The sequence below is a fragment of the Actinomyces sp. ICM39 genome (assembly GCF_000282935.1).
Lineage (GTDB): Bacteria > Actinomycetota > Actinomycetes > Actinomycetales > Actinomycetaceae > Pauljensenia > Pauljensenia odontolytica_B.
The window spans coordinates 1-14,035 of sequence record NZ_ALCB01000016.1 but is presented as its reverse complement, the minus strand read 5'-3'; the positions used below and the strand labels follow the sequence as shown (position 1 = coordinate 14,035).

14 protein-coding genes are annotated in these 14,035 nt (G+C 64.7%); all 14 read left to right on the top strand.

Annotated elements, in window-relative coordinates:
• Positions 1-69: 69 nt before the first annotated feature.
• The 14 genes from HMPREF1137_RS00840 (at position 70) to HMPREF1137_RS00775 (ending at position 13,918) form a co-directional block, all read left to right on the top strand.
• Complete coding sequence (locus HMPREF1137_RS00840; protein WP_007587778.1) at positions 70-717, top strand: hypothetical protein; 648 nt, start codon at positions 70-72, stop codon at positions 715-717.
• Complete coding sequence (locus HMPREF1137_RS00835) at positions 714-1,439, top strand: HisA/HisF-related TIM barrel protein (protein WP_007587828.1); 726 nt, start codon at positions 714-716, stop codon at positions 1,437-1,439. Before HMPREF1137_RS00840 ends, HMPREF1137_RS00835 begins: the two co-directional genes overlap by 4 nt.
• Positions 1,436-2,203: an SseB family protein gene (locus HMPREF1137_RS00830; protein ID WP_007587730.1), complete on the top strand. Its 768-nt coding sequence runs from the start codon at positions 1,436-1,438 to the stop codon at positions 2,201-2,203. Before HMPREF1137_RS00835 ends, HMPREF1137_RS00830 begins: the two co-directional genes overlap by 4 nt.
• Positions 2,204-2,476: 273 nt before the next feature.
• Positions 2,477-3,142, top strand: a complete 666-nt coding sequence (gene infC / locus HMPREF1137_RS00825; RefSeq protein ID WP_081445781.1) for a translation initiation factor IF-3 — start codon at positions 2,477-2,479, stop codon at positions 3,140-3,142.
• Positions 3,143-3,178: 36 nt separating this feature from the next.
• The gene (rpmI, locus tag HMPREF1137_RS00820) at positions 3,179-3,373 is read left to right on the top strand and encodes a 50S ribosomal protein L35 (protein ID WP_003792667.1); all 195 of its coding nucleotides are present in this window, start codon (positions 3,179-3,181) and stop codon (positions 3,371-3,373) included.
• A 27-nt stretch (positions 3,374-3,400) separates the two neighbouring features.
• Positions 3,401-3,781, top strand: a complete 381-nt coding sequence (rplT, locus tag HMPREF1137_RS00815) for a 50S ribosomal protein L20 (protein WP_007587751.1) — start codon at positions 3,401-3,403, stop codon at positions 3,779-3,781.
• Between the two features lie 3 nt (positions 3,782-3,784).
• Positions 3,785-4,633 (top strand): TrmH family RNA methyltransferase, encoded by an 849-nt coding sequence (locus HMPREF1137_RS00810; protein ID WP_007587763.1) that lies wholly within the window; start codon positions 3,785-3,787, stop codon positions 4,631-4,633.
• 46 nt (positions 4,634-4,679) lie between these two features.
• The gene (gene thiL, locus HMPREF1137_RS00805; RefSeq protein ID WP_034496118.1) at positions 4,680-5,675 is read left to right on the top strand and encodes a thiamine-phosphate kinase; all 996 of its coding nucleotides are present in this window, start codon (positions 4,680-4,682) and stop codon (positions 5,673-5,675) included.
• 80 nt (positions 5,676-5,755) lie between these two features.
• Complete coding sequence (locus HMPREF1137_RS00800; RefSeq protein ID WP_007587810.1) at positions 5,756-5,947, top strand: hypothetical protein; 192 nt, start codon at positions 5,756-5,758, stop codon at positions 5,945-5,947.
• A gap of 34 nt (positions 5,948-5,981) precedes the next feature.
• On the top strand, positions 5,982-6,719 hold the full coding sequence (locus HMPREF1137_RS00795; protein WP_231283983.1) for a hypothetical protein: 738 nt from the start codon (positions 5,982-5,984) through the stop codon (positions 6,717-6,719).
• Between the two features lie 204 nt (positions 6,720-6,923).
• The gene (locus tag HMPREF1137_RS00790) at positions 6,924-7,922 is read left to right on the top strand and encodes a hypothetical protein (RefSeq protein WP_007587711.1); all 999 of its coding nucleotides are present in this window, start codon (positions 6,924-6,926) and stop codon (positions 7,920-7,922) included.
• A 224-nt stretch (positions 7,923-8,146) separates the two neighbouring features.
• Positions 8,147-9,298 (top strand): zinc ribbon domain-containing protein, encoded by a 1,152-nt coding sequence (locus HMPREF1137_RS00785; RefSeq protein ID WP_231283982.1) that lies wholly within the window; start codon positions 8,147-8,149, stop codon positions 9,296-9,298.
• A gap of 139 nt (positions 9,299-9,437) precedes the next feature.
• A complete protein-coding gene (locus HMPREF1137_RS00780) occupies positions 9,438-10,085 on the top strand; it encodes a TetR/AcrR family transcriptional regulator (protein ID WP_007587779.1) in 648 nt (215 codons plus the stop codon).
• A 269-nt stretch (positions 10,086-10,354) separates the two neighbouring features.
• Positions 10,355-13,918 (top strand): proline dehydrogenase family protein, encoded by a 3,564-nt coding sequence (locus HMPREF1137_RS00775; protein WP_007587837.1) that lies wholly within the window; start codon positions 10,355-10,357, stop codon positions 13,916-13,918.
• The last annotated feature ends 117 nt before the right edge of the window (positions 13,919-14,035 follow it).

Genomic DNA, 14,035 nt, shown 5'->3' with positions numbered 1-14,035 from the left:
AGCGCATCACGCGCGAGGGCGTGGATGGACAGTATCCTTGGGTAGAGACACACAGTATAAGGAGGAGCGGTGAGCGCTCACAACGACGATATCGATGCGGAGTTCCAGTCGCTGGTTGCATCGCTGGGATCGACGCCTGCCGCGGGCGATTCTCTGCCGTCCCTCGATCCGGACGACACTCCCGTTGACGAGTCCCTGCACCTGGAGGGTGGTCGCCTGTCGGTTGCCCTCGTGCTCGCCCCGATTTCCTACCCGGAAGCGCTGCACTCGCTGCTCGCTTTGACGGGTGTGCGTGAGTCGATCGTGCGTCTCAAGCCGTGGACCGCCGTGTGGCTGCGCGTCGAGACGACGCCGACCGACGAGGAGGAGCTCGACGCTCTGCTGACCGGCCAGCGTCCGATGCCCGACGCGGTGGATCGCGTGGCCCGGGCCGTCTCGAACCTGTCGAAGTACGGGGCGGTCGCGCTCATGAGCTGGCTCGTCGAGGGGGACGGCGTGGAGCCGGGCGTCTCGGGTCGTATCTCCGCCCAGCGCTACGTGAGCGGTGAGCCCGAGGAGACGATTCCCGCGGGCCTCCTGCTGGGTGCGATGCCCGCGGCGACGGAGGACCTCCTGCTGGGTCGTACGACCCCCGCCGACTATAAGGATTCCGTGGCTGCCGACGGCAGCTGCCAGGGCGGTGGCCCCTTCGGTTGGCTGCGACGCAAGCAATCATGACGATCCTCGAACTGCTGCCCGCGATCGACGTGACGGATGGTCAGGCCGTGCGCCTGTCCTCCGGATCGATTGACGAGGGCTCCTGGGGGAGCCCGATTGATGTCGCTCGTTCGTTTAACGAGGCCGGGGCCCGCTGGGTGCACCTCGTGGACCTGGATCTAGCGTTCGGTCGCGGCGAAAACTCTGAGCTGCTCGCCCGGGTGATCCGTGAGGTTCCCGTGCGCGTCGAGCTGTCGGGAGGCATCACGAGCCGAGCGGCCATCGAGGCCGGGCTGGCGATGGGCCCCGAGCGCGTCAACATTGCGACGCAGGCTCTGGGCGATATCGACGCCGTGTGCGAGGCCGTCGACGCTTTTGGTGAGCGCGTCGCCGTGTGCCTGGACGTGCGCGACGATCGCCTGGCCGCGCGTGGCGGGAGTAGCGAGGGCGGCAACGTCTGGGAAGCCCTGGGCGTCCTGAATGAGGCGGGTGTGGCCCGCCTCGTCGTCACAGACGTGACTCGTGACGGTCAGATGAATGGTTCCAATCGAGACCTGCTGGCCCGCGTCGCGGACCAGACCCCCGCACGTATCATCGCCTCGGGTGGGGTCAACTCCCTGGCCGACATCGAAGCCCTGCGTGCCCTCGGCATCGAGGGCGCGATCGTCGGAAAGGCCCTGTACCAGGGCGCATTCACTCTGGCCGATGCGCTGGACGTTGCCGGATACGAGGAACTCTCATGACTCACACGCCACCTTCTCTCACCGAGGAACAGAAGAACCGACTGGCGCAGCGCCTGTCGATGATGAGCCACGACCGTGCAGACGTGGGGCAGGGGCTTCCTCGGACCGCCCGGGCGCTCGCGCTGGGGCAGGGGAGCGACGCGGGGGCGGCCAGGCTTGAGGCGCTCGTCGATGCTCTCGTCTTTGAACGCGTGATCGTTCCCATCGACGTCGAACCAGACCCGCGCGTGACGGGCGTTCACGCCGGCGAAAACGGTCATAATCCGATCGACTTCGTGCGCGCGCAGACCCCCGCGGGGGAGGCGCTCGCGATCTACTCGTCGGCGCAGGCACTGTCCGCTCACCGCCCCGGTGACCGTCCGATGGCCCTGGACTTCCGCACGATCGGGCTGACCGCCCTCGTCGAGACGGGTGGGCGCATTGTCGTCAACCCGGGTACCGACGCGGTGCTACTGCCGCGTCCCGCCGTGGCCGCGCTCGCGCAGGGGGATGAGTGGTTGCCTGCCTGGCGCGACGAGGCTCTGCGTGAGCTCCTGCTCGCCGAGGCCTCCGCGGCGTGCCCGGCCATCGCCGACGTTGAGATCGCCTACGCGGGCGACGGACTCACGCGCGTGCTCGTGTCCGTGGATCGCACGTCTTTCGCGCAGGGGGCCGATGCCTCGTCAATGAAAGAAAGCCTGTCGGCCGCCCTGAACGCCCTGGGGTCGAACCCGCGCCTCATCGCTGCGGCCGACCGGGTCGAGATCGCGCCCGTGCTGCGCTGAATCGGCATCGAGTAGTCCCAGCACAGCGTGAGGCGTGCAATGATTGCTGATCTGGCGCTCTTGTGCTGTTTCTGGTAGAGTACATATGACCGTCTGGGCGAAAGCCCGGAACGCAAGCGGAGAGATCCCACCTGGATACCCGCCTCTCGACAGAGAGGATGCCGCCCGCAAGGGCGTTGCGCAGGGGATCGGGTACGACGGTCAACACCCGTGTGTGTTGACCCTATGGAAGCCTCCGTGCGCGTCGCGTAACGGAGGCTTTTCGTTACACGCATAAGGATTCTGTGGAAGGAGCCGCTCATCAGCGAGACTCGCATCAATGAGCGTATTCGAGTCCCCGAGGTTCGCCTCGTGGGACCCGGAGGTGAACAGGTCGGCGTCGTCCGAGTTGAGGACGCGCTGCGTCTGGCCGAAGAGGCCGGGCTCGACCTGGTTGAGGTTGCGCCGAACGCCAAGCCGCCCGTCGCAAAGCTCATGGATTACGGCAAGTACAAGTACGAAGCCGCCCAGAAGGCCCGCGATGCTCGCCGCAACCAGGCGAACACGCAGCTGAAGGAAATCCGCTTCCGACTGAAGATCGACGATCACGACTTCGGCGTCAAGAAGGGCCATGTTGAGCGCTTCCTGTCCGCCGGCGACAAGGTCAAGGTCATGATCATGTTCCGCGGTCGAGAGCAGTCTCGCCCCGAGGCTGGCGTTCGCCTCCTGCAGCGCCTCGCCGAGGAGATTGGTGACCTTGCCACCGTCGAATCGATGCCCCGTCAGGACGGGCGCAACATGACGATGGTGCTGGCCCCCACCAAGCGCAAGGCTGACGCCCTGACTGAGCAGCGCAAGCGCCGCGAGGCCGAGCGCGCTGAGCGCCGGGGCAAGCGCGCGGAGCGCGCCAGCAAGGACCAGGCCCGAGTGGCAGCCGACAAGGCTGACGAACAGGACTGACGGCGATACCCATCGCCTCACAACGAAGGAATAGAAATGCCGAAGAACAAGACTCATTCCGGTGCTAAGAAGCGCTTCCGCACGACCGGCTCGGGCAAGATCATGCGCGAGCAGGCCGGCGCCCGCCACCTGCTGGAGCACAAGTCCAGCCGTAAGACCCGCCGTCTGGCGACCGACCAGGTCCTGGAGACCGCTGACGTCAAGCGCGTCAAGCGCATGCTGGGCATCTGAGCTCGAGTAAGAGGAGAACAGTAGAAAATGGCACGTGTTAAGCGTTCTGTCAACGCCAAGAAGAAGCGTCGTACCGTACTCGAGCAGGCCTCCGGCTACCGCGGCCAGCGCTCGCGCATGTACCGCAAGGCCAAGGAGCAGGTCACTCACTCCTTCGTCTACTCCTACCGCGACCGCAAGGCCAAGAAGGGCGACTTCCGTCGTCTGTGGATCCAGCGCATCAACGCTGCCTCCCGCGCCCAGGGCCTGACCTACAACCGCCTCATCCAGGGCCTGAACCTGGCTGGCGTCGAGGTCGACCGCCGCATGCTGGCCGAGCTGGCTGTCAACGACATCAACGCGTTCAACGCCCTGGTGAAGGTCGCCAAGGACGCGCTGCCCGCCGACATCAACGCCCCCAAGGCCTGATAGGTGAGCCTTTTCGCCGAGCGCCTGACCGTTCTCGATAATCCCCGCGCCGATCGCGTGCGTAGGGTATCGGGTCTGGTCGGGCGCTCGGCGCGTTCACGCTCGGGCCTCATGCTTGTCGAGGGCCCTCAGGCAGTGCGCGAACTAGCCCTCCACCGACCGGATGCGGTGCGTGACGTGTACGTGCGCGAGGACGCGTGGGACACCCACGCGGATGTCGTGGAAGCCGCCCGGCGCGCGACGCGCTGGGTGCACCCGGTGACCGCTGAGGTCTCGGCGGCCCTGTCGGGGGACTCGCAGGGCATCTGCGCAGTCGCATCTCTGGATGCGCTGTCGCGCGAACTGCCTGAGCCGAGCGTTGGTGAGACGATCGTCGTGCTCGCTCAGGGGCGCGACCCCGGCAACGTCGGCACGATCATTCGCACGGCTGACGCATTCGGTGCGGTCGGTGTCGTGGCCGTCGCGGGCACGGTGGACGCCGCGAGCCCGAAGGTTGTGCGCTCGAGCGCCGGCTCGGTCTTCCACATTCCCGTGTGCGTGGTCCCGTCTTTCGCGGATGCACGTGCACTCATTCACGGTCGCAGCGCGGCCCTGCTGGGCACCAGCGGTGGTGCCGGTTCGCTCAGCCTGTCCGACCTCCTCGTGCAGGGAGTGTCGGCGCGCTCGCGTCTGTCCCAGTCGCACGCGTGGGTGTTCGGCAACGAGGCACGTGGCCTCTCGGGCGACGAGATGCGCCTGTGCGACGCCCTCGTGTCCATTCCCATGACGGGGGACGCGGAGTCCCTCAACGTGGCCAGCGCGGCCGCGACCTGCCTCTTTGCCTCCCAGACTGTGCGAGGCGTCGAGAACTGAGGCGGCTTTGCGGCGCGCAGCTGCGCCCGCGACTAGTCTGGTTCCTATGAAGTTAGCTGAGCTATCCGAGGCACAGTTGGTGTCTCATTTCCGCGAGTCTTTCCCGCGCGGCGAGCGCACGATGATCGGCATCGGTGACGACTGCGCCCAGGTTGCGGCTCCCGAAGGATCATTCATTGTGACGACGGACGTCATGGTGGAGGATCAGCATTTCCACCTGTCGTGGTCGACCGGTTACGAGGTCGGCGCGCGCGTTGCCGCTCAGAACCTCGCGGATATCGATGCGATGGGCGGACGCCCCTCGGCCCTCGTCGCCTCGGTGGTGGCTCCGCGTGACATGGACGCGGACGTTTTCCTGGACGTTGTTCGAGGCCTGGGGGACCGCGCGCGCGAGGTCGGAGCCGGTGTGGTGGGCGGAGACCTGAGTGCGGGGGAGAAGCTCGTCATTTCGATCACGGCCTTCGGCTATTGCCCGGGCCCGGTGGTACGCCGTGATGGCGCGCGCCCCGGAGATGTCGTCGCGGTCAGCGGCACCCTTGGATACTCCTACGCGGGCCTCGATCTCCTGGAGGGTGGGCACGTCGATCCGTCAGCGCGAGGGGAAGCGCAGCTGGGCGATCTGGCGCCCTTCATTGAGACGTACCGTGCGCCGAGGCCTCCGCTGGGCTCTGGCGTGGCCGCCGCGGCTGCGGGCGCTCGCGCCATGATGGACCTGTCGGATGGACCAGCGACGGACGCAGCGCGCATCGCTCAGGCCTCGGGCGTCGTCATTGAGTTTGATCGTGACGCCATCGAGGCGGAGGCATCCCACCTGGCTCCCGCAGCCCGCGTCTGCGCGGTCGATCCCGTGCGGTGGGTCCTGCAAGGGGGAGAGGAACATGGCATGATCGCCGTTTTCCCGCCGGATGCGCAGCTGCCCGATGGTTTCCGCGTTGTCGGCGCGGTGCGAGCATGCCGGGCTGAGGAAGAACCTCAGGCGATGATGGATGGGGCGGTCCTGCGCGGGGCATGGGATCATTTCTCTGCCGATTCCGTAGACTAGTGTGATGTGGGCCGCGAGGAACGCGTCCTCGCTGTTGGATGACATGAATGGCATCGGTGCCAGAGAGGAATAGTGTGAGGATGAATCGAGCGACGGAAGGCTCCCAGGCCTCGTCCCGTCCGATGTCGCGCGTGGCACGCAAGCTCGCGGAGTCGTCGGAGGAGATTCCGGCGACCGCCGGCCTGTCCCTACCCGCGCTGCAGGGCGATGCATGCGTGCCGCCGACGAAGGCGTTGCCCGTCGTTGATCCGAACGACGACGCAGTTGACTGAGACCTCGTAGCGGAGCATTGGGAAAGAGGGCACGATGAGCGCGATGCATGTGGGCGAACCGGGGCAGCCTGTCGGAGGATGGTCCTCGGCGCCGCCTCCTGTCGTCTCTCAGAAACAGCGCAAGGCTGATACCAAGGTGCGAGTCATCCTCGTGGTTATCTGCGGCCTATTCGTGTTCGGCGTGTTCTATCTGATGGATGTGCCGCGTACAAATCCCGAAGACACCGTGCGGCAGTACTTGACCTACCTGTCCGAGGGCGATGCAGAGTCGGCGCGGGCCATGTTGACAAGGCCGCTCGTGGACGAGGAGCTCCCGCTCGTGACGAACGAGGTGCTGGGCGCAGCTGAGTCTCGTATCGTCGTCGAATCGGTCGAAAGCCTGACCAGTAAGTGGCGCGCGGGTTCTCGTGCGACGGTGCGTGCGACGATGAGCTTGAATGGCGAGCGTTTCACTCACGATTTCACCGTCTATCACCATAAGCCGACGAAGGATCGGCCGACGGAATGGTATCTGTTCGATGACCTTCTGGTGACCATCCACATCTCCGGTGACCAGGTGCCGGGCGTGAGCGTGATAGGCAGCGGTGCCGACGCCATTCCCCTCACAAGTGGATCCAGGGAATTGAGGATCTTCCCCGGTGTCTACACCTTCACGGCGGAAGGCCTGGCGCAAGGAGATCGGGCGGCGCCTCAGCAAGCGGTCATCATGGATGGCACGGGTACTTCCCCGGCTGAGAATACCTCGGTGCACTTCACTGTCAACAAGAAATAGGCACTCCGAACGCCTCAGAGGCCTTGCTTATTGTGGAGTGGGGCACGATGGCGTACGCTACCCCTACGAAGTAGTTACCGAGGATGTAGGGGCTTCTCAATGCGGAGGAAGAAAGCGGTACCGCAGTTCGGTGTTCCCGGAGCCGTGCCCAACAGTGGATCCAACCTTGGGTCCGCCGGAATGTTGTTTGCAGCGTATCGGGGAATGGAGCCCAAGCGCCGCAAGAAGGCGAACACATTTGTCGGAATCGTTGCTCTCTTCGCCCTCAGCTTCGCTCTCATGCCGGTTGCGTGGGTGATCGAGCGCGTCGAAGGAACCCCCGATGGTGAGGTGCGTCGGTATCTCAGCTTCCTGGCCGAGGGGGATGCGGCGGGCGCGCTGGCGATGGTCGACCCGGGCATCCCGAACGAACAGCGTCTGTTTTTGACGAACGAGGTACTAACGGCCGCCTCATCTCGGATTGTCGTCGAATCGGTCAGTGAGCCGACCTATGGCGATGGAGGCATCGACACGAAGGAAGTGACGGCAACGCTGCGCCTCAATGGCGACCGTTTTACTCATACATTCTCGCTGGAGCGACGGCACAAGGAAAAAGGTGACTCGTCTGTCTGGAAGATACGTGATGGCTTGTTCGTCAAGGTTCCCGTCTCTGGTCTGCGCGTTCCTTCCTTTAGCGTCGGTGGCGTGTCAGCAAACGCCGGTTCTTCCGACTCTTCTCCGGTCGAATATCTGTTCTTTCCGGGCGTCTACACCTTCCAGCCGGAAGGCCTTGGACCGTATGTGAATGCTCAAGCAACTCAGGTGGTTGTGGAGAACGGATCACATGCCTCGTCTTATGAGACGACATCCGTGTCTTTCAACGGGCAACTGGCGAGTTCTTTGCGGGGCGATGTCCTTCGCGTTGCGCACAAGAACCTACAGGACTGCGCGACACTCGGGACAAACATGCGTCCCTCCTGCCCAGTTGAGCTGCGGTCCTCAGCGGTGACGGGGATTGAGCTGCTGAGCTCACCGCAGACGCTGACTAGCGCCAGTGATGATGGAACATACGAGCTTGAAGACGCCGTCTTCCGTTATCAGGACGGCTCGGTGCACGACCTGACGGTCCGCGTACAGGCAACGGTCATCATGAATGCGGACGGTATTCCGGAGGTTGATATCGACGGGAAACCGAACATCACCGTGACGATGCAGAAGCGCTGAATCCGCCGCGAAACCTCCTTGTGCAGGCGGGGGAACCTTGGTGGGGCGTCGCTTTCTCATGGTGGGATGACACGCGTGCGTTTTCCATGCGTTCGTGCATCAATTATTCAGTTGATGAAATAAATACCGTATGAGAAAATTTAGCGGCTCCGATGCGCCATTGGGCGAGTATTCGACCGTGTCGGGGGCATTCCATCTGTGCGGAAGAGAGTGGGGGACGAGCAATGTCTCAGCGGCAGTACGACTCGAATCAAGGCGCGGTGCCCTCGCCCCCGGACCCTTCGGGGATTCCGACGCCTCCTTCTACTCCTAGCAACCCCCAGTACGCGGCCGACCCTGCGGCCGATGTTCCTCAGACCGGGGTGACGGTCACGCCGATGTCGGACACGGGCCACCGTCGTATCAAGCGCATCGTCGTGGGCGCTGTGGCCCTCGTTGCTGTCGTCATCGTCGGAACCATTGCCCTCACTGTTGCGAACTGGACGAGTACGCCCGAGGCGAAGGTGCGCCAGTATCTTGATCTGCTCGCGGACGGTAAGGCCAGCGCTGCGACGGCGATGGTTGATCCGGGGCTGCCCGACGACCAGCGTGGTTTCCTCTCCGACAAGGTTATGGCCTCGGCGAGTGCCCGCATCGAGGTGGAGGACGTGACTGTTGACGACGAGGAGAACTCCAAGGAGCGCGTGGTGGAGGCGACGATACGCCTCGGCGGCGAACGCTTCACCCATTGGTTCCGCGTCAGTGAGGAGAAGAAGACCTTTGGTCTGGTGACCAACTGGAAGATTGAGAACGCGATGATTGAGCGGGTGTTTGTGGAGCCAAGAAAGGTTACGCATTTCTCGATCGGTGGTGAAAAGATGTCGGTCGCGACGCTGACGGAATCCTCCAGTGCATACATCGTGCTTTACCCGGGCGTCTACACAGTCACCCCGGAGGAGACGGGCGAGTATATCGACGCTGAGCCCCAGACGGTGTTGGTTAGAGGTAACGAGGACTTTGACAGCACGCGCACCGGCCCACGGGTGTACCTGGAGGGCGTCTATAACGACAAGGTGGCTGCCGCCGCGCTCGAGGCTATGGGTCCGCTGATCAACTCGTGTGCGACCGTCTCTGGCCGCACTGACACCGCCTGCCCGGGTGCGATTAGTTCTCGGCCACTGTCCTTCCTGGAGCTCAAGACGATGCCCACGACCGTGAGTGTGGCGGATGGGGGTGTGTACGTCGCCGAGCCGACGTACACGATCCAGGGCACCTTGAGCGGGTCGAAGCGGCATGACATGACGTTTCGCGTGACCGCGAAGCTGAAGACCGATAAGGACGGAATCCCCGAGTTGGACGCGTCGGGCAAGCCCCAGTTCGATGTTCGATTCGGATAGTAAGGCCTCGAATGAGACTATCGACGCACCGGGTATGCGGACTCGACGAAAGAAGTTCGCATACCCGGTGGCGCGTAGGCGGTTGCACGCTATGATGGGTTTTTGGTAACTCTGTCACAATGAACATGGAGCAGCCCGCATGAGCAACGATGCTAAGGCAACGAGCACCCGTCGGCCCGGCCGTCCGAAGGCCGGTAGCGAGGATAAGAAGGCGCGCATCCTGTCGGAGGCACTGACCCTTTTCTCAACGCAGGGCTACGTGGCAACCTCGCTTGCAGACATCGCGCGCGCCTCCGATATTTCGAAGGCGGGGCTCCTGCATCACTACTCCTCGAAGGACCAGCTGCTCGCCGCAGTCCTGGATGAGCGTGATCGCCGCATAGTCAGCCGACTCCCGCGCCCCGAGGAGGGGGCCGAGGCCGCGCTGGACGCCTGGGTGGATATGGTGGCGCACAACCAGCGTCACCCCGACGGCGTGGCTCTCTACACGGCGATGTCGGCCGCCGTCATCGATTCGAAGCATCAGGCGCACCCCTGGTTCCGCGAGCACCTCATCGGTGCGATTTCCTACCTCGTTGAGGCTTTCGAGCACGGCAAGACCACGGGCGAGGTGCGTGAGGACGCTCCGAGTGAGCAGATCGCGCGCCGCCTCGTTGCGATATCGGACGGGCTTCAGGTCCAGTGGCTCTGCTCGCGCGCGGACGGTGGTCGTACGCTCAATATGCACGAGGTCATGGCTGGCGTCGCCGTTGACATGAAAGAGCGGTGGCTCATTCGCCCCGAGTGAGGCGGGGCGTCGCCGCGTAGGGCGACGGGCCTTATGTGAGAAGCAACACTCATGATCTGGCGTTGTGAGTGTTTCGCGGGATTTGGGGCTTAGGTCCCTTGATAGATCGTGTCGGCGTTCCGTGATGCCCGCCCAGGTAAGCCTGACGCGCGTTACGATGGACAAACCAGCATCCTTCACAACGTCGGGAGTTGTGCTGAGCGTGTCCAGCGTTGACGCTCCACGCGAGGCCGATAAACCGTCGCACATCCACGCCTGGAGGTCTACGCATGGCGAACACCGCTGTTCCCACCCCGTCCCACCACGATTCCAACGCTCGACGCTGCCCCGATGACCTGTGGGCGCTGGGGGAGCGCGCAATTCTACGCGCGCGCCGGTGGGCCGACGAGTCAGCCCATGAGCCCACGCCGCGCTCGGCCAAGCTCCTGTCCCGTATCCTCGCCGATCCGGATGGTCTGACCTTCACCACTCGATTCGTCGACGACGTCGTGCGTCCCGCGGACCTGGACGTCGCCAGCGCGGCCATGAAGCGCCTGTCGGCCGGCCGCAAGAACTTCCTGCCCCCGGCTCTGGCTGCGGCGATGGGCCTCGGCTCGACTGCTTCGCTCCTCGCTCCTCGTACTGTGACAGCCACTGCGCGCCGAGTGTTCCGCGAGATCGTCGGCGACCTCGTTGTTGACGCGACCGACAAGGGCCTTGGCCCCGCGCTCGCGCGCCTGCGCAAGGGCGGTCACCGCCTGAACGTCAACCTCCTCGGTGAGGCTGTGCTTGGCGAAAAGGAAGCGGCCCATCGCCTGGCTGAGGTCTCGCGCCTCGTGACCCGTGAAGATGTCGACTACGTGTCCATCAAGGTCTCCGCGGTGACCGGCCCCCACAACCCGTGGGGCTTCGAGGAGGTCGTCGACCACGGCGTGAGCGCCCTCCTGCCGCTCTACCGCCTCGCTCGCGACAACGGGACCTTCCTGAACCTCGACATGGAGGATTACAAGGACCTCGACCTGACGATCGCGGTGTTCACGGCCATCCTCGATCAGCCGGATATGCGCAGCTACGAGGCCGGTATTGTCCTACAGGCTTACCTGCCTGATTCGCTCGGTGCCCTCCAGCGTCTCCAGGAGTGGGCACGGGCACGCGTGGACGCGGGGGGTTCGCGTATTAAGGTCCGCATCGTCAAGGGCGCGAACCTGTCCATGGAGAGGGTGGACGCCGAGATTCACGGCTGGGAGCTGACGACGTGGCCGTCCAAGCAGGCTACCGACACCAACTACAAGCGGATGCTGAGCTGGGCGATGACGCCCGAGCGTACCCGTGCGATCCGACTGGGTGTGGCCGGACAGAACGTCTTTGATATTGCCTTCGCCTATGAGCTGCGCGCCGCGCGCGGCGTCGAAGACAGCGTTGAATTCGAGATGCTCTCCGGCATGGCTACTGGCATTCAAGAGGTTGTGCGCCGTGACGTTGGTTCCCTCCTTCTCTACGTCCCGGTCGTTAATCCTCGTGAGTTCGACGTCGCCATTTCCTACCTGGTGCGCCGCCTCGAGGAGAACGCCGCACCCGAGAACTTCATGTCCGGGGTCTTCGACATCGCCACGAACGAGGATGTCTTCGCCCGTGAGCGCGACCGCTTCCTCGCCGCGCTGTCCGACGTTGATCCGGACGCGCCGCTGCCCGTTCCCAACCGTGTCCAGGACCGTCTGGCCGAGCGCGAGGCAGGGGTGGGCCCCGAGCGGGGGAGCCTTGCCGAGCGCGCGCGTCGTCCATTTAGCTCCGAAGCGGACTCCGATCCCGCTCTGGCTGCTAACCGCCAGTGGGCGCGCGACATCGCTGCGGCCATCCCCACCTCGACGCGGGGTGTCGAGGCCGTGCGCGCTGGCGAGCAGGCGCTGTCCTCGAGCGAGGCGATCGATGGTCTCATCAAGGCCAGCGCCAAGGCGGCACGTGACTGGCAGGCCCTGACCCCCGAGGAGCGCGCAGCCGCGCTGCATCGCGTCGGCGATGTTCTTGCCGCGCGCCGGGGCGAGCTCATCGAGGTTGCCGGATCCGAGGCCGGCAAGACTATCGATCAGGCCGATCCTGAGGTGAGCGAAGCGATCGACTTCTGCCATCACTACGCGAATGCGTCGTTGCAGCTCGCCGATGAGGCGTACATGTCGGGGGCGCGTTTTGTGCCCGTGGACGTCACTGTCGTCGCCTCGCCCTGGAATTTCCCCGTGGCCATTCCGGTGGGCGGCGTCGCAGCTGCTCTGGCGGCGGGCAGCTCCGTCATTCTCAAGCCGGCCCCGCCGGCCAAGCGCTGCGCCGCGGAGCTTGTTGCGGCCTTCCACGAGGCCGGGCTTCCCCGCGAGCTCGTGGCCCTCGCCCCGCTCGACGACGGGGACGTCTCGCGCCATCTGGTCACGCATGAGGGTGTCGACCGCGTCATCTTGACCGGCTCGTATGACACGGCGCGTCTGTTCCGCTCCTGGAAGCCCGACATGCACCTGCTGGGTGAGACGAGTGGCAAGAACGCCATCATCGTTACCCCCTCGGCTGACCCCGATCTAGCGGTGCGCGACATCGTCCACTCGGCTTTCGCGCACGCGGGACAGAAGTGCTCGGCGTCCTCACTGCTGATCCTCGTTGGCTCGGCGGGACGCTCCTCGCGTATTGCGCGCCAGCTTGTGGATGCGGCAGCCTCGCTGCGGGTCGGCCTGCCGTCATCTCTGGACTCTCAGGTCGGTCCCGTCGTCGTGCCCGACGATGAGAAGGCGGTGCGAGGCCTGACGACTCTGGGGGAGGGTGAGCACTGGGTGCTCAAGCCCCGCTACCTGGGTGATGGGCTGTGGACCCCTGGTATCCGTGCGGGCGTCGTGCCCGGCAGCGAATTCCACCTGACCGAGTACTTCGCACCCGTCCTCGGCGTGATGCGCGTGGACACCCTCGAGGATGCAATCGACGCCGTCAACGAGGTCGACTACGGACTGACGTCGGGCCTCCACACCCTCGATAGTGCCGAGCTGGCCACGTGGCTGGAGGGCATCGAGGCTGGTAACCTCTACGTCAACCGCGGCATCACCGGCGCTATCGTGCGCCGCCAGCCCTTTGGTGGGTGGAAGCGCTCGGCTATCGGATCGACCACGAAGGCCGGCGGCCCATCGTACCTGTTGGGTCTGGGCGACATCGAGTCGGACCGCGGTGCCACCGCTGCGGTGGAAGCCACGAACGCTGAGACTCTTGCCCCGAGTGTGCTCGCCCTGAGCGGAGCTGTTGCGCCACATCTGAGCGAGGACGAAGCGGCCGAGCTGACCCGTGCCGTTCGCGCAGACGCGGCCGCCTGGGCCTGTGATTACGGGGCGAATCGCGACGTGACCGGCATGGCGTGTGAGCGTAACATCCTGCGCTACCGTCCCACACCGGTTCTGCTGCGAGCGGGCAGCGGAACGCCGCTGGTAGATACTGTTCGTGTCCTGGCAGCCGGCCTCCTCGCCGGTGGCCCCATCGGATTGTCGGTCGCCGACACACTGCCCCAGCCCGTGCTGGAGCTGCTGGAGTCCATGGACATTGAGGTGACTGTCGAGGATGCGAGCTCGTGGGAGTCGCGCCTGTCGATGGTGGCGAACTCGGGTGGCCTGGGGATGCGCGTGCGCGTCCTTGGCCCGCGTGATGAGACATCGGCACAGCGCTGGGCGCATGCAAGCCGTGCGAGCTCGGGAAGCCCCGACGTCGCGCTGTACACGGGTGACGTGACGTCGTGCCCGCATGCGGAGCTGCTGCCCTTCCTGCGCGAGCAGGCGGTCTCGATCACGAACCACCGTTTCGGAACCCCGCTCGACTTGGCACAAGAGCTTCTGTAACCCTCGGTTCCGTTGCCCGGCGCAACACTCAATGGTGAATGCCCGTGACGAGGAGTCACGGGCATTCACCATACCTGCGATGGCACCTTGGTTCATTGATTGGAATAGGTAAACGCT